Origin of the sequence: Pseudomonas izuensis, assembly GCF_002356535.2 — a bacterium.
In the GTDB taxonomy this organism is placed as follows: Bacteria; Pseudomonadota; Gammaproteobacteria; order Pseudomonadales; family Pseudomonadaceae; genus Aquipseudomonas; species Aquipseudomonas izuensis.
The window spans coordinates 4912477-4930943 of sequence record NZ_AP017423.2 but is presented as its reverse complement, the minus strand read 5'-3'; the positions used below and the strand labels follow the sequence as shown (position 1 = coordinate 4930943).

Sequence of the window (18467 nt, the reverse complement as noted above, 5' to 3'; positions counted from 1 at the left end):
TCGCGAAAGCGGTTCGTCAAACACAACATCATTGCCTGACACACCGCCTTCGCGAGCAGGCTCGCTCCCACATGGGGCGCAGCTCTATTTCAGGTGTTGTTTCAGTTCTTCAGATGCCTGCAGCATCGCCGAACGCACCGCCGGCACCTGACTCACCACGTTGAGCAAACCGTAGTCGTGGATCATGCCGTTGTAGCGAACCGAGGTCACCGGTACGCCGGCTTCGTCCAGTTTGCGGGCGTAGGCTTCACCCTCATCGCGCAGCACGTCGGCTCCAGCGGTTTGCACCAGCGCGGGTGGCAGGCCCTTGAGTTGCGCAGGGGTTGCCCGCAATGGCGAGGCGTAGATCTCGTTACGCTGCCTGGCGTCGGTGGTGTAGTTGTCCCAGAACCACTTCATCATGTTGCGGGTGAGGAAGTGCCCTTCGGCATACTGGTTATAGGAACCGGTGTCGAAGTTGGCATCGGTCACCGGCCACAGCAGTACCTGGAACTTGATTGCCGGGGTGCCTTTGTCTTTTGCCATCAATGCGACCACGGCCGCCATGTTGCCGCCGACACTGTTGCCGGCCACGGCCAGACGCTTGCCGTCGACGTTGATCTCTTTACCGTGTTCGGCCACCCATTGGGTCGCGGCATAAGCCTGATTGATCGCCACCGGATAATGCGCTTCCGGCGACGGTGTGTAGTTGACGAAAACCGCTGCCGCCCCCGAACCCACCACCAGGTCGCGAACCAGCCGCTCGTGGGTCGGGAAGTCTCCCAGTACCCAGCCGCCGCCATGGAAGAACATGAACACCGGCAGCTCGCCTTTGACCCCGGCCGGCCTGACGATGGTCAGGCTCAGCGGTTGGCCGTCGACCTGGATGGTCTTCTCGCTGATATCGGCTTTTGGCAGCGTCAGCTTCACCCCCGACTGCGCGCCCACCAGCACGGCGCGGGCGTCTTTGGGCGTCATCTGCTCCATCGGTTTGCCGGTGCCGGCGTTCAACACATCGAGAAACGCCTGGGTGTTGTGTTCAGCGTCGCCGGCGAATGCACTGTGGACGGATAGGGCGAGAAGGGTACCGGTCAAGACTTTGCTGAAAGTGTTCATGTTCATTTCCTGTTCGGGCCTGAGTGGACAAAAGCGGTTAGACGGTCACGTGCAGGCGCACTTCGACGTTGCCGCGGGTGGCGTTGGAGTACGGGCAGACCTGGTGGGCAGCGTCGACCAGGGTTTGTGCATCGGCTTGTTCAAGGCCTGGCAGGCTGATGTGCAGGTCGATGTCCAGGCCGAAACCGCCAGGGATCTGGCCGATGCCGACATGGGCGGTGATCGAGGCGTCGTCCGGGATTTTGCGTTTGGTCTGGCTGGCAACGAACTTCAGTGCGCCGATGAAGCAGGCGGAATAGCCGGCGGCGAACAGTTGCTCAGGGTTGGTCGCTGCGCCGCCGGCACCGCCGAGTTCTTTCGGGGTAGCGAGTTTGACGTCGAGAACGTTGTCGCTGGAAATCGCGCGACCGTCACGGCCGCCGGTGGAGGTTGCGATTGCGGTGTAGAGAGTTTGCATGGTGGAAGCCTCGTTCGGGATTTGTTTTGTTTGCGCTAAATGTTTGCGCGCTAAGTAAGTGCGAAATAAATGTATCGCGCAAATGTTTGGCGCGCAAGATAAATTTTGAAAAAAAATCCCGAATGAACGCTTGGGAAATGAATGGGCTTGGCGGAAAGTGATGAGATAGAGCTTCAGAAGAGCGTTTTATCTGCCAGAAAATTTTTTGAAGGATGGCCAATGTGGGAGCGAGCCTGCTCGCGAATGCGGTGTGCCAGTCAGCATCAATGCTGAATGTGACAATGCATTCGCGAGCAGGCTCGCTCCCACAGGGGGGTAGGCTGTAGTTAGAGGCTGTCTTGCAGATGCCGACGCAGTGCTTGCAGCTCCGCTTGCAGGTTCTGCAGTCGTTCCAGCGTCATGCCGCTGGCGCCGAGGATGCACTGGGGAATGTCCCGCGCCTTGTCGCGCAGGGCCCGGCCTTGCTCGGTGAGTTCGACGATTACTACGCGCTCGTCTTCACGGCTACGGGTGCGGCTGAGCACACCTTCGGCTTCCAGGCGCTTGAGCAAGGGGGTGAGCGAACCGGGATCGGTCAGCAGCCGGGCGCTGATTTCGCCTACGGTCAAACCGTCCTGTTCCCACAGCACCATCATCGCCAGGTACTGTGGATAAGTCAGGCCCAACGCTTGCAACAAGGGTTTGTAGACCTTGGTCATCATCAGCGAAGTGGAGTGCAGGGCGAAGCAGGCCTGGTTGTCCAGCAGCAGATCGTCGCAGTTGTCCGGGGTTTTGCGCTCGGTGGTCATTTCGCAGCCTTGATCGGTGATCGTCATGAATCTAGCGGGCAAATCTTTAATGCACCAGACAATTCTAGCCTAGTGGCGGCCCAGATGGGTTTGCAGCACCAGATCCCAGGGAGGGATCGGACTGAAACGGGTTTTCAGGTATTCCAGCAGCAGACGGCTGCGGGAGCTGGGTTGCTGCTCCAGGCGCAAGGCATAGATCCCGGCGCTTTCCGGTTTGGGCAGGCCACTTTCGCAGAACAGGGGCAACAGTTCGCCGCGCAACAAGTACTCGCTGGCCAGCCACGTCGGCAAGTGCGCGACACCCAGACCGGCCAGCGCGCCGCAGACCAGCGCTTCGGCATTGTTGGCGCTCATGCGAATGCGCGACGGGCGATGCAATTGCATCTGGCCATCCTGCTCGAAACGCCAGGCAAAGGGGGGTGCCAGACCGGCCCAATCGAGGCCATCGTGGTCAATCAGTTGGGCCGGATCATTCGGCACGCCGCGGCGTTGCAAATAATCGGGGCTGGCGCAGGCGATGCGCACCATGCTCGCCAGTGGTGTGGCCACGAGCCGAGTGTCGGCCAATTGCCCGGCGCGCAGCACCAGATCGACCTTGCCCAGGTTCAAGCCCTGCATGTCGACGAAACTGTCGATCAGTTGCAGTTGCACGTCGAGCCCGGGGTAGAGCATCAGAAAGTCGGCAATCACCGGCGCCAGATGCCGTCGACCAAACGCTGCCGGCGCATCCACCCGAATCAACCCTTCCGGGGCGCTGCTGAGGGACACGGCCTCGGCCCTGGCCAGGCGCAATTCCGCGACAATGCGCCGCGCGCGCTCGGCAAATGCCAGGCCCGCCGGGGTGGCCCTGACGGCGTGGGTACTGCGAATGAACAACTGGCTGCCGACGGCGCTTTCCAGGCTGTCGATACGCCGGGCTACCGCCGAGGGCGTCAGTGGGTGGCGGCGCGAAGCGGCGGAAAAACTGCCGGTTTCCAGCACGTCGAGGAACAGGCCGAGCTGGTCGGTCAGTTGATTGGGATTCATGGTGCGCCCATTGCTTTTGCGAATTTGGCACAGCCATTGTGCGTTGCTGTGCGTTTCCGCGCCAGAATCAACTGCGTAGGATCGAAGGCCTGATGTGACTGGGATAAAACGCTCGTGATTGAGTTTCTGATGTATCTGGTGTTCGGCGCGGCCTTGGGCACACTCGGCGGGTTGTTCGGAATTGGCGGCGGTCTGATTGCCATTCCGCTGCTGGGTGTGCTGTTCGGTCTCGACCAACAGATTGCACAAGGCACGGCACTGGTGATGGTGGTGCCGAATGTGATGCTGGCACTGTGGCGTTATCAACAGCGCAACCGGATTGAATTGCGCCACGCGTTGCCACTCGCCACGATGGGATTCAGCTTCGCCTGGCTCGGTTCCCTGTGGGCGGTGGGCATTGATGCACAAACCATGCGTCTGGGGTTTGTCGGGTTCCTGATCGCGCTGTCGGCGCTCAACCTGGCACGTATGTTTACCGCCAGTGCACCAGCAGCCTCGGAGATGAATTACCCGTGGCCGTGGCTGGGTGTACTCGGTGCGGCATCCGGCACCATGGGCGGCGTGTTTGGCGTGGGTGGTGCCGTGGTGGCGACGCCGGTACTGACCAGTGTGTTTGGCACCAGTCAGGTGGTGGCGCAAGGTTTGTCGCTGGCGTTGGCATTACCCAGCACGGGTGTCACGCTGGTCACGTATGCCGTGCATCATCAGGTGGACTGGATGATCGGCATTCCGTTGGCAATCGGCGGGCTGATTAGCATCAGTTGGGGCGTGAAAATTGCCCATGCGCTACCGGAGCGGCTGTTGCGCGGACTGTTCTGTGGCTATCTGGTGTGCTGCGCGGTGACACTCGCCCTTAAAGTTTGAAGCCTTCGATGATGTGTTCGGCCAGGCACTCGGTGATTGGCGACGGGTTGTGCAGGTTGCGCACCAGCATGATGCTGGCTTCGGGCAACAGGGGCAAACCTTCATCCTCGCCGAGGATGCGCATGTCGGGCGTTATCAGGCTTTCCAGTTGCGCGGTCACCGCCAGGCCGGCGCTGACCACTGCCATGATCGCCGACAGGCTGTCACTGTTGTAGGCCACCCGGTAATCGCGGCCTATGGCATCGAGCGCATTGCAGGCCCATAAGCGGCAGAAACAATCGCTGTTGAACATCGCCAGCGGCAACGGTGTCTGCTCGTGGGCGCTGTAGCATTGCGCTTCGGCCCAGACGAATCGTTCCTTGCGCAACAACTGGCCGATTTCACTGCCCGGTTCGCGGGTGACGATGGACAGGTCCAGATCCTGACGCACCAGCAGTTGTTTGGATGATTCGCAATGCACCTCGATCTGGATCAGCGGGTAGGACTGGGCAAACCGGCGCAGAATCCCCGGCAGGAAACGCATCACATAGTCATCCGGCGTACCGATGCGCACCATGCCGACCATGTGCGGTTCGCGCAGGGTATTGAACACCTCGCTGTGCAGCTTGAGGATGCGCCGCGCATAGCCAAGCAACACCTGGCCTTCCGCCGTCAGCCTCACCTGGCGGCCGTCGCGCTGGAACAATTGCCGTTGCAACACGTCTTCTTCCAGCCGTTTCATCTGCATGCTGACGGCGGACTGTGTGCGATTGACCAATTCACCGGCGCGGGTAAACCCACCCTGGTCGGCGATGGCAACGAAGGTGCGCAGCACTTCGGTATCGATACTCGGGTAGGCCGACATTCATCAATCTCCGAGATATGTGACATCAGAAACATTCGTTGGATTGATCTTAAGCCTGGGGCGAGACTGAAGCCATCCAAACGGAGGGCAACAAGATGAAAGGTCAACATGAATATCCAGCCGTAGAAAAACACTCTCACCACCTGGTATCGGATCTGTTGCACAAGTTCAGCCGCTGGTATGAACTTCACCGGGAACGCGAGTTGTTGGCAAGCCTGAGTGATGAAGCGCTGAAAGACATCGGTATGAGCCGCGCGGATGTGGAGTTCGAGTCGGTCAAACCGTTCTGGAGCGACCCGATGCACAAATGAGTAAAACCCAACTACACAAACCGACTTTCGGTGAGGTAGGTTGCGAGCAGACAAGGAGATGCTCATGCCCGCAACACAGTCCTTTTCCCTCAAACAGGCTCGGCGTCTGGCGCTGGCTGCCCAAGGATTCAACGGGCGCCAGCCGCCGGCGACGATCAAACCGGTTCAACTCAACCGTCTGATCGAACGGCTGGGCATTCTGCAGATCGATTCCGTCAATGCAGTGGTGCGTTCGCACTACCTTCCGCTGTTTTCCCGTCTCGGCAATTACTCATCCGACTTGCTCGACCAGGCCGCCTGGAGTCAGGGCCGGCATCGCACCTTGTTCGAATACTGGGGGCATGAGGCCTCGTTGCTGCCCTTGTCCATGTACCCGTTGATGCGCTGGCGCATGCAACGTGCGACCCGGGGCGAAGACATCTATCAGCAACTGGCGAAATTCGGTCGTGAACAGCAGGACACGGTTCACCGGGTGCTGGTTTGCGTTCAGGAACAGGGCGCGCTGGGCGCGGGTAGTTTGTCGACGCGCCAGGAGCGGGCAGGGCCGTGGTGGGACTGGAGCGCGGAAAAGCATGCGCTGGAATGGTTGTTCGCCGCAGGCGAAGTGACTGTCGCCAGCCGGCGCGGATTCGAGCGGCTTTATGACCTGCCTGAGCGGGTGATTCCTGCGGCGATTCTTGCGCAACCGCAATTGAGCGAGGCCCAAGCCCACCGTGGTCTATTACTGCACGCCGCGACAGCTTTGGGGGTGGGTACCGAGAAGGACTTGCGCGACTATTTTCGCTTGAGTCCCGCTGACAGTCGCCCACGCCTTGATGAATTGGTCGAGGCGGGTGAGTTGCTCATTTGCGAGGTCCAGAGCTGGCGGCAACCGGCGTATTGCCTGCCCGAGCCCAAGATGCCACGCAGGGTCGAGGCCAGTGCGCTGCTTTCACCCTTCGACTCGCTGATCTGGGAGCGCAGCCGTACCGAGCGCCTGTTCGATTTTCGCTATCGGCTGGAGATTTACACGCCGCAGGACAAACGGGTCTATGGCTATTACGTCCTGCCGTTCTTGCACAACGAACGGATCGCCGCACGGGTTGATCTGCGCGCCGAACGGGCGGCGGGGCGATTGGCAGTGCATGCGGTGCATGAGGAAGAGCCGGGGCTGGATGATGAAGGGATGCTGGCGTTGGCGGTCAATCTGCGGCGGATGGCGGATTGGTTGGGGTTGGAGCGGATTCAGTTGAATTGTCCGCGGGCGAGTGCGGCAAGGTTGAGGGTGGCATTGGCCGGGATTGATGGTGTCTGAGCTGGCCCTTTCGCGAGCAGGCTCGCTCCCACAGGAGTGCGCTGTACCTGTGGGAGCGAGCCTGCTCGCGAAGGGAGCGACGCTATTTAACGCCGAACCTGTTTCAGGGTCTCGGCAATCAAGAATGCCAACTCCAGCGACTGGTCGGCATTCATCCGCGGGTCGCAATGGGTGTGGTAACGATCCGACAGACCGTCCTCGGTTATCGGCCGCGCGCCACCAATGCACTCGGTGACGTTCTGCCCGGTCATCTCGATGTGAATGCCACCGGCATAACTGCCTTCGGCTTCGTGCACCTGGAAGAACTGCTTCACTTCACCGAGGATCTGCGCGAAGTCGCGGGTCTTGTAGCCGCTGCTGGCCTTGATGGTGTTGCCGTGCATCGGGTCCGAACTCCACAGCACTTGCCTGCCTTCACGCTGCACGGCGCGAATGAGCTGCGGCAAGTGATCGCCGACCTTGTTCGCGCCCATCCGCGCAATCAGGTTAAGACGGCCCGGATCGTTGTCCGGGTTCAGCACGTCGATCAGGCGAATCAGGTCTTCGGGGTTCATACTCGGGCCGACCTTGACGCCGATCGGGTTATTCACCCCGCGCAGGAATTCGACGTGGGCGCCGTCGAGCTGACGGGTGCGGTCGCCGATCCACAGCATATGGGCCGAGCAGTCGTAATAATCGTTGGTCAGGCTGTCGCGGCGCACGAAGGCTTCTTCGTAGTTCAGCAGCAGCGCTTCGTGGGCGGTGAAGAAACTGGTCTCGCGCAGTTGCGGCGAGCTGTCCATGCCACAGGCACGCATGAAGGCCAGGGTTTCATCGATGCGGTCGGCCAGGTGGCTGTATTTTTCCGCCAGGGCCGAGTTGGCGATGAAGTCCAGGTTCCACTTGTGCACCTGATGCAGGTCGGCAAACCCGCCCTGGGCGAATGCGCGCAACAGATTCAGGGTGGCGGTGGATTGGTGATAGGACTGCAGCAGGCGCTCCGGGTCCGGCACGCGGCTTTTTTCGTCGAAACCGATACCGTTGACGATATCGCCACGGTAGGCCGGCAGGGTCACGCCGTCGATCGTCTCATCGTTGGCCGAGCGGGGCTTGGCGAATTGCCCGGCCATGCGCCCGACCTTGACCACCGGGCAACCGGCCGCGAAGGTCATGACAATCGCCATTTGCAGCAGCACCTTGAAGGTGTCGCGGATTTTCGCGGCGGAGAACTCGGCGAAGCTTTCCGCGCAGTCGCCGCCTTGTAACAGAAACGCGCGGCCCTGGGTCACCTCGGCAAACTGACGGCGCAATTCCCGGGCTTCACCGGCAAACACCAGCGGTGGATAGCTGGCCAGGGTTTGCTCGACATGCTGCAAATGCGCCACGTCGGGATATCGGGGTTGTTGCTGGATCGGCAAGGCGCGCCAGCTGTCAGGGCTCCAGGGTTGGCTCATCGCGGTCTCTAATGTTTTACGCTCGGACAACCATGTTATCAGCAATTAGTGCGTGACCTGTTCCCGAAGCTTGGCGGACAATCGCGCCTTTGCCGCCCCCTGTTCGCGGTGTTATTGCGTTGCCGCTTTTTATATTGAAGGCATGGCGACGATCGGGAGACGAAATGACTGAGGAGCGCGTCGAGCATTTGCTCGCCGAGGTGCAGGACGAATTTGGCGTGATTCGTGTGCTGGAAGTGGCTGATTACCGTTTTCTCGAATTCGGTGATGCCATCGAGCAAAGCTGTGTGTTTACAGCCGACCCGAGTTGGCTCGAATACGATTACACCCGGGCGATGCTGATCGGTGCGCTATGCCACGAACAGCCCGAATCCGCGCTGTTCCTGGGTCTCGGCGCCGGCACGCTAACCCAGGCCTGCCTCAAGTTCCTGCCGCTGGAAGATGTCGAGGCCATCGAACTGCGCCCGGATGTGCCGCGCCTGGCCATCGAATACCTTGGGCTGGATGACGATCCGCGCCTGTATATCCGCGTGGGCGATGCGCTGGAACTGCTCGACACCGCCGAGCCGGCGGACCTGATTTTTGTCGACCTCTATACCGACGTGGGTCCGGGCGTTGGGCATCTGGCGTGGACCTTCCTGGAGAACTGCCAGAAACGCCTGAATCCCGGAGGCTGGCTGGTGATCAATCAGTGGGCAACCGATGACGGCAAGCCGTTGGGCGCCGCATTGCTGCGCGGGCTCTATCACCGGCATTACTGGGAGTTGCCGGTGAAGGAGGGCAACGTGATCCTGATCGTGCCTTCGGAGCTGGATCAGGAGCTCGATATGGAAGGGTTGACCGCCCGGGCTGAAGCACTGGCGCCGCGGTTGGGGTATTCGTTGCAGTCGTTGATCAAGGCGATTCGCCCGGCGACTTGAGTGCTGTCTGGTTGGGCCTCATCGCGGGCAAGCCTTGCTCCCACAGGTTTTGTGTCGTTCACATTCTCGGTGGACGACGCAAAACCTGTGGGAGCAAGGCTTGCCCGCGATTGCGATATCAATGCCGACACAACTCTCAACAGCCTTTGAATACGCCGGGCCGCCGCTCCACCAGCGAACGCACCCCCTCCTGGGCATCCTCACTGCCCAACAACTTCTTCACCAGCACCGGCAACCCTTGGGCAGCAGCCGTTTCCCCTTCATAACGCGCCTGTCGCGCCGACATCAATGTGGCCTGAACCCCCAGCGGTGCCTGACGGGCAATGCGCTCGGCCAGCTCGATTGCCCTGGGCAGCAAATCCTCGCTGGCCATGACTTCCTGCACCAAACCCAAGTGCAACGCATCATGGGCATCGAACTCATCCCCGGTCAGCATCCAGCGCATGGCATTGCCCCAGCCGGCCACTTGATGCAGGCGTAGCGTGGCACCGCCAAAGGGGAAGATGCCGCGCTGCACTTCCATTTGCGCGAAGCGGGTATTGCTGGCGCACAGGTTGATATCGGCGGCCAGCATCAACTCGATGCCGATGGTCAGGCAGTAACCCTGGGCCGCGACGATCACCGGTTTGCTGACTCGGGGACCGGCAAATACCCCCCATGGATCGCAGCCGCCGGGCGGAGCCTGCCAGCCTTCGGTCAGCGCGGCGCTGGCATTCACCAGATCCAGACCGGCGGTGAAATGCTCGCCATGACCAAATACCACCGCCACCCGCGCTTCGCTGTCGGCCTCGAACTCGCCATAAGCCAGGCTTAGCTCGTTGAGCAGGTCGAGATCGAAGGCGTTGCGTTTGGCGACCCGATCCAGGCCGATCAACAGGACATGACCGCGCTTTTCACGGCTCACACGGTGGGTGTCGAGCTCTTTCATGAGGGCATTTCCTCGAGCGGGAAGGGGAGTCGGACCGACGGTCCGCGTGTTCAAGGTGAACCGTTTTAGCGTCATGACCCGCAGGGCCGGGCCTTTGAAAAATAGACGCTTGCACGATTATCCGCAAAGCCTGTGACAGAACGCTGTACGCGGCAGTTTTACGTTAAAAAAAGGCTCCCTTTTTCGGCAAATTCCGGTATAGTGCGCGCCGGCCTTTAGCCGGGCCGCGTTTAGGTAGCGCAATTCCCCGAAGTCAGCTTCGGTTGCACGTCCGTACAGCGGACTCTTCCTTAACGATTCTTTTCATTCATTCGTTTTCGCAAATCCCCGCCGACAAAGCTGCCAGGGCGACTCTTGAGTCTCAACACGGCATGCGCAGCTTTGGAGCATGGGTCTTTGCGGATGCACTTAGAGGCAGACCCATGACCCAGGAAATCGGCGGCTTCGCCGCTCTTGAACTTCATCCCAATATTGTCGCTGCAGTAGTCGCTACCGGCTATGAAGAGCCTTCGGCCATTCAGCAGCAGTCGATCCCGATCATTCTCGCCGGTCACGATATGATTGGTCAGGCGCAAACCGGTACCGGTAAAACCGCTGCCTTTGCCCTGCCTATCCTGCACCGCATTGATCCGTCCAAGCGCGAGCCGCAAGCTCTGATCCTGGCCCCAACTCGTGAGTTGGCGCTACAAGTTGCAACCGCTTTCGAAACCTACGCCAAGCAAATGCCGGGCGTAACTGTTGTGGCTGTCTACGGCGGCGCGCCGATGGGCCCACAATTGAAAGCAATCCGTAATGGCGCACAGATCGTTGTCGCCACTCCGGGCCGTCTGTGCGACCACCTGCGTCGCGACGAAAAAGTGCTGGCGACCGTGAACCACCTGGTTCTCGACGAAGCAGACGAAATGCTCAAACTGGGCTTCATGGACGACCTGGAAGTTATCTTCAAGGCCATGCCGGAAACCCGTCAGACCGTATTGTTCTCGGCCACCTTGCCGCAATCGATCCGTGCCATCGCCGAACGCCATCTGCGCGATCCGAAGCACGTGAAGATCCAGAGCAAGACCCAGACCGTTACCGCGATCGAACAGGCTCACCTGTTGGTTCACGCTGACCAGAAGACTTCTGCCGTTCTCAGCTTGCTGGAAGTGGAAGATTTCGACGCGCTGATCATGTTCGTGCGCACCAAGCAAGCAACCCTGGACCTGGCCAGCGCCCTGGAAGCCAAAGGCTACAAAGCCGCTGCGCTGAACGGTGACATTGCCCAGAACCAGCGTGAGCGCGTGATCGACTCCCTCAAGGATGGCCGTCTGGACATCGTTGTGGCGACCGACGTTGCCGCTCGTGGCCTGGACGTACCGCGCATCACTCACGTGTTCAACGTTGACATGCCGTACGATCCGGAATCCTACGTTCACCGTATCGGCCGTACTGGCCGTGCCGGTCGCGAAGGCCGTGCGCTGCTGCTGGTGACTCCGCGTGAGCGCCGCATGCTGCAAGTGATCGAGCGTGTGACCGGTCAGAAGGTTGCCGAAGTTCGTCTGCCGGACGCTCAAGCGGTTCTGGATGCACGCATCAAGAAGCTGACCAACAGCCTGTCGCCGCTGGTGGCCGATGCCGAATCGACTCACGGTGATCTGCTGGATCGCCTGACCGCCGACATCGGTTGCAGCCCGCGTGCCCTGGCCGCAGCCCTGCTGCGCAAGGCTACCAACGGTCAAGCGCTGAACCTGGCCGCTATCGAGAAAGAGCGTCCACTGGTGCCGAACAACGCACCGCGTGGCGATCGTCCAGAGCGTTCCGGTGATCGTCCGGACCGTGGTGACCGTGAGCGTCGTGCTCCGATCCCGTTGGCCGAAGGTCGTGCCCGTTGCCGTACCGCGCTGGGTGCGCGTGACGGTATCGCCGCCAAGAACCTGCTGGGCGCCATCCTCAATGAAGGTGGTCTGGCCCGTGAAGCCATCGGTCGCATCCAGGTGCGTGACAGCTTCAGCCTCGTCGAGCTGCCTGAAGATGGTCTGGAGCGTCTGCTGACCAAACTGAAGGACACTCGCGTTGCCGGTAAGCAGTTGAAACTGCGTCGCTATCGCGAAGATTGATCCGCTTTCGGGCTGATTGATCGAACATAAAAAATCCCCGACTGGTTCGGGGATTTTTTTTGCTTTTTTTTCCTTTGAGCCGGTGGTGCGCCCTTCGCGAGCAGGCTCGCTTGTATGGTAGGACTTGAAGGGAGGAGGAGGGACAAGGCTCGATTCTGACTGTTGACGCAGTACAGACTGTGGGAGAGTTCGCCCCTCCTCCTTTCACCCAAGCGCCGATAAAGAATGCTTCTGGCTAGGACCGACGATAGGAACAAGCCTGCGCCCCTGGGTGAGCCCTTCAAGTGCTTAAAACCATATCTCGGAGGAAATCCTATGGCAATGCCGGTTCCAGTCTTAAAGCCGATCGTGGGCGTGGATGTCGCCAAGAACGAACTGGTGATCTATCACGCCGAACTGGACCTGCTCGAAAAAATCCCCAACAACAAGGTAGCCATTGGTAAATGGTTAAAAGAATTGGCGGGGCCGGTGGCTATTGCCATCGAAGCCACCAATATCTACCACTTGGAGTTCGCTGACTTGGCCTATGAGGCCGGCTGCGTGATTTACATGGTGGGCGGTTATGAGCTCAAGCATTACCGCGAAGGTGTGAAGATTCGCGCCAAAACCGATGCGCTGGATGCCAAGCTACTTGCTCGGTATCTGAAAAATGAACAGGAAGAGCTTCACCCATGGACCCCGCCGTCACCGCTATACCGCCAGCTCCTGAGCCTTTTCCGCCGTCGGGCCGCCTTGGTCCAGGCAAGGGTTGGACTGGTGCAAAGCTGGTCGAATGAGCCCCTGCTGAAGGCGGCTTTTACCGAGCAAATAAAGTCCATGCAGCAGCTCGAGACGCTGATCGAAAAGACGATCAACGATCAGCTCAAGGAAGCCGGTTTGCTCGGTCAGCTGAAACGTTGCCTGAAAGTTGAAGGCATCGGATTTTTGACCGGTGCGCGCCTGATTACAGCGTTTCAGCGCGGAGACTTCAGAAATGCAGATGCCTTCATCGCCTTTCTGGGAATGGATTTACGGGTGGCAAAATCAGGGCAAAAGGACGCTCGCCGGAGTTTGACCAAGCGAGGCGATCCAGAGGCCCGTCGGCTTTTGCACAATGCGGCCATGTCGGCGAGTCGTACCGAGACCTGGAAAGGGTTTTACCAGGAGCAAAGAAGCCGAGGTTTCAGCACCACCCAGGCACTGGTGATGCTGGCCCGCAAGCTTGCTCGGCTGGTATTCGCCCTGTTGAAAGGACAGAGCGAATACCAGCCGAAAACCAGATGAGGGCTTCCCCTCAACCATAGAATCTCCCACAGTAGATATTCTGCGCACACAAGTGGTGTAAACGACCGAGATCAAATGTGGGCGCGAGCCTGCTCGCGAAGGGCGCAACTCGGTTTAACGGTCAGCCAAAGCGGTAGATATCCATACCCAACGCACCCATCGTGAAGCCTTTGTGGGCGACGGTGAAATTACCCCCGGCACCGCGGGCAAAGTACAGCGGAAGCAGGTGTTCATCGCTGGGATGGTTGCGCACGGCGTTCGGTGCCTGTTGACGATAATCGTGCAAAGCCGTTTCGTCGTTGGCCTCAAGTTTCTCGATCATCCAATCGCGAAATACCTGCGCCCAGGGCTCGACGCTCTCAGGGCCGGCATGCCAGTCCAGTTCCCGCAGGTTGTGGGTAATGCTGCCGGAGCCGATCAACAGCACACCCTGTTCGCGCAAGCTGGCCAGGGCATGGCCGACGCGGGTTTGCAGGGCGGGGCCGCCACGGGTTGGCAGGGAAACCTGGACGATCGGAATATCGGCCTGCGGATACATCAATGACAAGGGCACCCAGACGCCGTGGTCAAACGGCCGCTGAGTGTCGCTGCGTGCGGGAAGGTCGGCTGCGTTCAACAGCTCGACAACCTCGGCCGCCAGCCGGGGATCGCCGGGCGCCGGATATTGCACTTCGAACAGCGCCTTTGGAAAACCACCGAAGTCATGCCAGGTTTCGGGCCGGGGATTGGCGCTGACCAAGAGTTCATGGCTTTCCCAGTGCGCCGAGACAATCACGATGGCTTTGGGCTTGGGCATTTCTGCCGCCAGGCGAGCGAGGGCCGGCCCGCTGGCGCCGGGTTCCAGGGCCAGCATCGGGGAGCCATGGGATATGTACAGGCTGGGGAACATGAATGAGCTCCTGAGAGTTAAGATGGCACCATCTTCAGTCAGATCATTGATCTAAATCTAATATAAGTTTTAGGGTGTTTTGATCGAATTTTCGGGGTTATTTATGCAGCCGGAGTTTTGGCACAAGAAGTGGGCGTCGAATCAGATCGGCTTTCATCTGCCGCAGGTGAACGGTCATCTGAAACGGTTCTGGCCACAGCTGGGTCTTGAGGAAGGTTCACGGGTGTTGGTGCCGTTGTGCGGCAAGAGCCTCGATTTGCTGTGGCTGGCACACCAGGGGCATGAAGTCCTGGGCATAGAGTTGTCGGAAAAAGCCGTGGAGGATTTCTTCGGTGAGCATGGTTTCGATCCCGCCATCAGCGAGCAGGGGCCATTCAAGGTCTATCGCGCCGGTTCGATTGAACTGTGGTGCGGTGATTTCTTCTCCCTGAGTGCCGGTGATGTGGCGGATTGCTCCGCGCTTTATGATCGCGCGGCGCTGATAGCGTTGCCGCCAGAGATGCGGGAGCGCTATGCCGAACATTTGAAACGGATACTGCCCAGGCAGTCCCTCGGGTTGTTGATCACCCTGGATTACGATCAGGCACAAATGTCCGGGCCACCATTCGCCGTACTCGACGATGAAGTGCAGCGGTTGTTCGGGGCTGCGTGGGGGTTGAAGATCCTTGAGGATCAGGATGTCTTGAGCGAGAGCGGGAAATTTCTGGAGGCGGGTGTTACGCGGCTTGAGGAACGGGTGTATCGGGTTTCCAGCCGGTAATGCTTGTTGATTGTTCCGGCCCCATCGCGAGCAGGCTCGCTCCCACAGGGGGGCGTGTTGTACGCAAGTCCAATGTGGGAGCGAGCCCGCTCGCGAAGGGGGCCGAAAGAACACCCAATATTGAAGCGCATAAAAAAGGCCCGCATCACTGCGGGCCTTCTTGTTTGCCTTGGAAGCACTCAGCCCCGACGACGAGCCAGTGCGTCGATACGCTCTTCCAGCGGTGGATGGCTCATGAACATGCGAGCGAAGCCCTGTTTGAGGCCACCGTTGATGCCAAAAGCATTCAGGGTGTCCGGCATGTGCACTGGCAGACCTTGTTCCGCACGCAGGCGTTGCAGGGCGCCAATCATCGCGGCAGTACCGGCCAGGTTTGCCCCGGCTTCGTCGGCACGGAATTCCCGTTTGCGCGAGAACCACATGACGATGGCGCTGGCGAGGATACCCAGGACCAGTTCGGCGAAAATGGTCGCCACGTAGTAGGCGATCCCTTGGCCTTCTTCGTTCTTGAAGATCACCTTGTCGACAAAGTTGCCGATGATCCGTGCGAAGAACATCACGAAGGTGTTCACCACGCCCTGGATCAGCGCCAGGGTCACCATGTCGCCATTGGCCACATGACCGATTTCGTGAGCCAGAACGGCCTTCACTTCATCCGGCGAGAAACGCTCAAGCAAGCCCTGGCTGACCGCGACGAGTGCGTCGTTCTTGTTCCAGCCGGTGGCGAACGCGTTCGCTTCGTAGGCCGGGAAAATCCCGACTTCGGGCATCTTGATCCCGGCTTCACGGGACAGTTGCTCGACGGTTTGCAGCAGCCATTGCTCGTGGCGAGTACGTGGCTGGGTAATGATCTGGGTGCTGGTGCTCATCTTCGCCATCCACTTGGAGATGAACAGCGAGAACAGGGAACCGGCGAAACCAAAGACCGCACAGAAAATCAGCAGCTGATTGAGGTTGAGATCAACCCCATTGGCCGCCATGAACCCGTTGAAGCCGAAAAGGCTTAGCGTGATGCTGGCAATCAGCACGACCGCCAGGTTAGTGGCCAAAAACAGCAGGATGCGCATCATGGTTGTAGAAATCTCCTTATGCTAAAGATGTAGCGTACTGCGGGGTATATAAGGTGCTGCACCGGGGTATTCAACCAGGTGACTATTTCAAACTGTGTCCTACGGCAATAGCTTAGCTGCTTGCAGGGTATTTCCGACGTTGTACCGGGAAGTGTTTGTAAGACTTGTGGGCATTGCAGCGCCCGCCGTTGTTAGGCGAGAACGGGCTGTGTGTGGTTGGTCGGGAAACGAGATGACTGGATTCGGCAGGGCGTAAACATGTGTTGCTGAATGAATCACCGTGCGACGCCTGTGGACGTCGCACGGTGATGGCCATTTACTGGCGATAGGTTTTGAGGAAGTTGCCGATGCGCCCGATAGCCATGTCCAGGTCATCGACCCGTGGCAGGGTCACGACGCGGAAGTGGTCCGGCCACGGCCAGTTGAAGGCCGTGCCTTGTACCACCAGCAGCTTCTCGGAGAGCAGCAGGTCGAGGACGAATTTTTCGTCGTTATGGATCGGACAGACTTTCGGATCGATGCGCGGGAACGCATACAGCGCGCCCATTGGCTTGACGCAGCTCACGCCAGGAATGTCATTGAGCAGTTCCCAGGTGCGGTTGCGTTGTTCCAGCAGGCGCCCGGGCGGCAGCACCAGATCGTTGATGCTCTGATAACCACCCAGCGCGGTCTGGATCGCATGCTGGCTCGGCACGTTGGCACACAGACGCATGTTGGCCAGCATGTCGATGCCTTCGATGTAGCTCTGGGCATGGTGTTTCGGGCCGGAAATGGCGATCCAGCCGGAGCGGAAACCGGCGACGCGATAGGACTTGGACAGGCCATTGAAGGTCAGGCACAGCAAGTCGGGCGCCAGGGAAGCGGTGCAGATGTGCACGGCATCGTCGTACAGGATCTTGTCGTAGATTTCGTCGGAGAACACCACCAGATTGTGCTGGCGGGCCAGTTCCAGCATGCCCAGCAGCACTTCTTTGGAGTACACCGCGCCAGTCGGGTTGTTCGGGTTGATGATCACCAGTGCCTTGGTGTTCGGGGTGATCTTGGCCTTGATATCCGCCAGGTCCGGCCACCAGTTGGCCTGCTCGTCGCACAGGTAGTGCACCGGATTACCACCCGACAGGCTCACTGCCGCGGTCCATAGTGGGTAGTCCGGTGCCGGCACCAGCACTTCGTCGCCGTTGTTGAGCAGGGCCTGCATCGACATCACGATCAGCTCGGAAACACCATTGCCCAGGTAGATGTCTTCTATGCCGACGCCTTCCACCTGCTTTTGCTGGTAGTACTGCATCACGGCCTTGCGCGCGCTGAACAGGCCCTTGGAATCACTGTAGCCCTGGGCGGTCGGCAAGTTGCGGATGACGTCCTGGAGGATTTCATCCGGCGCTTCGAAACCAAAGGGCGCCGGGTTGCCGATGTTCAGCTTGAGGATGCGATGGCCTTCCTCTTCCAGGCGTTTGGCGTGCTTGAGCACCGGGCCGCGAATGTCGTAGCAGACGTTGGCGAGCTTGTTCGATTTGCTGACCTGCATGGCGATGTGTTCCCGAAAATGAACGATCCAGGCGGCGTGTGAACAACCGTACTGGGAATCCTGCGCAATCGCACAGGCCTGACGCCTTGAGAGGCAGCATCCGTAAATCCGTTTGAATGCGCGTGGTCTGGCTGCCAGACTGGCGTTTGACGAGGCGCAATCATACGTGCCGCCTGATCCGTGGAAAAGGTACAGATCGGGCTTTTTCAGCCGCCGAGGTGTGATGATGGAAAAGTTGGAAAAAACCCTGGAAGAATGGAAAGCCATGCTCGATCCCGAGCAGTACAACGTGTGCCGGCTCAAGGGCACCGAACGCCCGTTCTCCGGCAAATACAACGACAGCAAGGTCGACGGCATTTTCCACTGCATCTGCTGTAACGAGCCGCTGTTCGATTCCAGAACCAAATTTGATTCCGGATGCGGCTGGCCGAGTTTCTATGCGCCGATCGGTGACAGTGCCATGGTCGAGATTCGCGACACCAGCCACGGCATGATCCGCACCGAAGTGGTCTGCGCCAAATGCGATGCGCACCTGGGGCATGTGTTCCCCGATGGCCCGCCACCTACCGGTCTGCGTTACTGCATCAACTCGGTGTGCCTGGACCTGGTGCCGCGCAACTAACCTGCGTAGATCAACTCAATTCCTGTTGGAACCGGCCTGCTTGGCGATGCAAATCTCAAGACCGCCTTCGCTGCGGTGCGGCGATCCGACGAGCCAGCTCCTACAGTGATTGGGGATGAATGGACCATCCGCGGCTGATGCAACACCTGTAGGAGCCGGCTTGCCGGCGAAGGCGTCCGGGTTGGCGATGCAAGTCTCAAGGATCGCCTTCGCTGGCAAGCCAGCTCCTACAGTTTGCGGTGTGCTCCGGAAAATCGATTATTAAATTGCACACAATTC

The 18467-nt window shown here is 59.5% G+C and carries 18 protein-coding genes; 8 read left to right on the top strand and 10 right to left on the bottom strand.

The annotated features are described in order from the left end of the window. Positions 1-84: 84 nt before the first annotated feature. The 4 genes from LAB08_RS21740 to LAB08_RS21725 all read right to left on the bottom strand — a co-directional run bounded on the left by LAB08_RS21740 (position 85) and on the right by LAB08_RS21725 (position 3366). Complete coding sequence (locus LAB08_RS21740) at positions 85-1095, bottom strand: alpha/beta hydrolase (protein WP_096509765.1); 1011 nt, start codon at positions 1093-1095, stop codon at positions 85-87. 37 nt (positions 1096-1132) lie between these two features. Further along, positions 1133-1552 carry an organic hydroperoxide resistance protein gene (locus LAB08_RS21735; protein WP_096509766.1) on the bottom strand — a complete coding sequence of 140 codons (420 nt, stop codon included), beginning with the start codon at positions 1550-1552 and terminating at the stop codon, positions 1133-1135. A gap of 326 nt (positions 1553-1878) precedes the next feature. Then, positions 1879-2340: a MarR family winged helix-turn-helix transcriptional regulator gene (locus LAB08_RS21730; RefSeq protein ID WP_096515246.1), complete on the bottom strand. Its 462-nt coding sequence runs from the start codon at positions 2338-2340 to the stop codon at positions 1879-1881. 69 nt (positions 2341-2409) lie between these two features. Next, positions 2410-3366 (bottom strand): LysR family transcriptional regulator, encoded by a 957-nt coding sequence (locus LAB08_RS21725; RefSeq protein WP_096509767.1) that lies wholly within the window; start codon positions 3364-3366, stop codon positions 2410-2412. A 114-nt stretch (positions 3367-3480) separates the two neighbouring features. On the opposite strand from LAB08_RS21725, the gene LAB08_RS21720 reads away from it, so the two are divergent. After that, complete coding sequence (locus LAB08_RS21720; RefSeq protein ID WP_096509768.1) at positions 3481-4230, top strand: sulfite exporter TauE/SafE family protein; 750 nt, start codon at positions 3481-3483, stop codon at positions 4228-4230. Here the strand turns inward: LAB08_RS21720 and LAB08_RS21715 are convergent. Beyond that, positions 4220-5074 (bottom strand): LysR substrate-binding domain-containing protein, encoded by an 855-nt coding sequence (locus LAB08_RS21715; protein ID WP_096509769.1) that lies wholly within the window; start codon positions 5072-5074, stop codon positions 4220-4222. The genes LAB08_RS21720 and LAB08_RS21715 overlap by 11 nt on opposite strands. Positions 5075-5169: 95 nt before the next feature. On the opposite strand from LAB08_RS21715, the gene LAB08_RS21710 reads away from it, so the two are divergent. Beyond that, positions 5170-5385, top strand: coding sequence for a DUF1127 domain-containing protein (locus LAB08_RS21710; protein ID WP_096509770.1), 216 nt, complete (start codon positions 5170-5172; stop codon positions 5383-5385). Between the two features lie 64 nt (positions 5386-5449). Continuing rightward, positions 5450-6679 (top strand): winged helix-turn-helix domain-containing protein, encoded by a 1230-nt coding sequence (locus LAB08_RS21705; protein ID WP_096509771.1) that lies wholly within the window; start codon positions 5450-5452, stop codon positions 6677-6679. Positions 6680-6765: 86 nt separating this feature from the next. On the opposite strand, the gene LAB08_RS21700 is transcribed toward LAB08_RS21705, so the two are convergent. Continuing rightward, positions 6766-8112, bottom strand: a complete 1347-nt coding sequence (locus tag LAB08_RS21700) for a class II 3-deoxy-7-phosphoheptulonate synthase (RefSeq protein ID WP_096509772.1) — start codon at positions 8110-8112, stop codon at positions 6766-6768. A gap of 164 nt (positions 8113-8276) precedes the next feature. Here LAB08_RS21700 and LAB08_RS21695 point away from each other — a divergent pair, with 164 nt between their 5' ends. Next, positions 8277-9032: a spermidine synthase gene (locus LAB08_RS21695; protein ID WP_096509773.1), complete on the top strand. Its 756-nt coding sequence runs from the start codon at positions 8277-8279 to the stop codon at positions 9030-9032. A 136-nt stretch (positions 9033-9168) separates the two neighbouring features. Here the strand turns inward: LAB08_RS21695 and LAB08_RS21690 are convergent, their stop codons facing one another. Continuing rightward, positions 9169-9960 (bottom strand): crotonase/enoyl-CoA hydratase family protein, encoded by a 792-nt coding sequence (locus tag LAB08_RS21690; RefSeq protein WP_096509774.1) that lies wholly within the window; start codon positions 9958-9960, stop codon positions 9169-9171. Positions 9961-10382: 422 nt separating this feature from the next. On the opposite strand from LAB08_RS21690, the gene LAB08_RS21685 reads away from it, so the two are divergent. Together LAB08_RS21685 and LAB08_RS21680 are read left to right on the top strand one after the other, a co-directional pair. Further along, a complete protein-coding gene (locus LAB08_RS21685) occupies positions 10383-12056 on the top strand; it encodes a DEAD/DEAH box helicase (protein WP_096509775.1) in 1674 nt (557 codons plus the stop codon). A 315-nt stretch (positions 12057-12371) separates the two neighbouring features. Then, positions 12372-13319: an IS110 family transposase gene (locus tag LAB08_RS21680; RefSeq protein WP_217910633.1), complete on the top strand. Its 948-nt coding sequence runs from the start codon at positions 12372-12374 to the stop codon at positions 13317-13319. A 121-nt stretch (positions 13320-13440) separates the two neighbouring features. Here LAB08_RS21680 and LAB08_RS21675 read toward each other — a convergent pair whose 3' ends face one another. Continuing rightward, positions 13441-14208 (bottom strand): DODA-type extradiol aromatic ring-opening family dioxygenase, encoded by a 768-nt coding sequence (locus LAB08_RS21675; RefSeq protein WP_096509776.1) that lies wholly within the window; start codon positions 14206-14208, stop codon positions 13441-13443. Between the two features lie 103 nt (positions 14209-14311). On the opposite strand from LAB08_RS21675, the gene LAB08_RS21670 reads away from it, so the two are divergent. Next, positions 14312-14968 carry a thiopurine S-methyltransferase gene (locus LAB08_RS21670; RefSeq protein ID WP_096509777.1) on the top strand — a complete coding sequence of 219 codons (657 nt, stop codon included), beginning with the start codon at positions 14312-14314 and terminating at the stop codon, positions 14966-14968. Between the two features lie 179 nt (positions 14969-15147). On the opposite strand, the gene htpX is transcribed toward LAB08_RS21670, so the two are convergent. Beyond that, positions 15148-16038: a protease HtpX gene (gene htpX, locus LAB08_RS21665; protein WP_077044600.1), complete on the bottom strand. Its 891-nt coding sequence runs from the start codon at positions 16036-16038 to the stop codon at positions 15148-15150. A 316-nt stretch (positions 16039-16354) separates the two neighbouring features. Next, the gene (locus LAB08_RS21660; RefSeq protein ID WP_096509778.1) at positions 16355-17566 is read right to left on the bottom strand and encodes a pyridoxal phosphate-dependent aminotransferase; all 1212 of its coding nucleotides are present in this window, start codon (positions 17564-17566) and stop codon (positions 16355-16357) included. 226 nt (positions 17567-17792) lie between these two features. Between LAB08_RS21660 and msrB the strand changes: the two genes are divergently transcribed. Then, positions 17793-18188 (top strand): peptide-methionine (R)-S-oxide reductase MsrB, encoded by a 396-nt coding sequence (gene msrB / locus LAB08_RS21655; RefSeq protein WP_096515249.1) that lies wholly within the window; start codon positions 17793-17795, stop codon positions 18186-18188. Positions 18189-18467: the final 279 nt, after the last annotated feature.

Excerpts from the sequence above, each read along its gene's own strand:
- LAB08_RS21740 (WP_096509765.1), bottom strand. The coding sequence starts at position 1,095 with ATGAACACTTTCAGCAAAGTCTTGACCGGTACCCTTCTCGCCCTATCC.
- LAB08_RS21735 (WP_096509766.1), bottom strand. The coding sequence starts at position 1,552 with ATGCAAACTCTCTACACCGCAATCGCAACCTCCACCGGCGGCCGTGAC.
- LAB08_RS21730 (WP_096515246.1), bottom strand. The coding sequence starts at position 2,340 with ATGACCACCGAGCGCAAAACCCCGGACAACTGCGACGATCTGCTGCTG.
- LAB08_RS21725 (WP_096509767.1), bottom strand. The coding sequence starts at position 3,366 with ATGAATCCCAATCAACTGACCGACCAGCTCGGCCTGTTCCTCGACGTG.
- LAB08_RS21715 (WP_096509769.1), bottom strand. The coding sequence starts at position 5,074 with ATGTCGGCCTACCCGAGTATCGATACCGAAGTGCTGCGCACCTTCGTT.
- LAB08_RS21710 (WP_096509770.1), top strand. The coding sequence starts at position 5,170 with ATGAAAGGTCAACATGAATATCCAGCCGTAGAAAAACACTCTCACCAC.
- LAB08_RS21705 (WP_096509771.1), top strand. The coding sequence starts at position 5,450 with ATGCCCGCAACACAGTCCTTTTCCCTCAAACAGGCTCGGCGTCTGGCG.
- LAB08_RS21700 (WP_096509772.1), bottom strand. The coding sequence starts at position 8,112 with ATGAGCCAACCCTGGAGCCCTGACAGCTGGCGCGCCTTGCCGATCCAG.
- LAB08_RS21695 (WP_096509773.1), top strand. The coding sequence starts at position 8,277 with ATGACTGAGGAGCGCGTCGAGCATTTGCTCGCCGAGGTGCAGGACGAA.
- LAB08_RS21690 (WP_096509774.1), bottom strand. The coding sequence starts at position 9,960 with ATGAAAGAGCTCGACACCCACCGTGTGAGCCGTGAAAAGCGCGGTCAT.
- LAB08_RS21685 (WP_096509775.1), top strand. The coding sequence starts at position 10,383 with ATGACCCAGGAAATCGGCGGCTTCGCCGCTCTTGAACTTCATCCCAAT.
- LAB08_RS21680 (WP_217910633.1), top strand. The coding sequence starts at position 12,372 with ATGGCAATGCCGGTTCCAGTCTTAAAGCCGATCGTGGGCGTGGATGTC.
- LAB08_RS21675 (WP_096509776.1), bottom strand. The coding sequence starts at position 14,208 with ATGTTCCCCAGCCTGTACATATCCCATGGCTCCCCGATGCTGGCCCTG.
- LAB08_RS21670 (WP_096509777.1), top strand. The coding sequence starts at position 14,312 with ATGCAGCCGGAGTTTTGGCACAAGAAGTGGGCGTCGAATCAGATCGGC.
- htpX (WP_077044600.1), bottom strand. The coding sequence starts at position 16,038 with ATGATGCGCATCCTGCTGTTTTTGGCCACTAACCTGGCGGTCGTGCTG.
- LAB08_RS21660 (WP_096509778.1), bottom strand. The coding sequence starts at position 17,566 with ATGCAGGTCAGCAAATCGAACAAGCTCGCCAACGTCTGCTACGACATT.
- msrB (WP_096515249.1), top strand. The coding sequence starts at position 17,793 with ATGGAAAAGTTGGAAAAAACCCTGGAAGAATGGAAAGCCATGCTCGAT.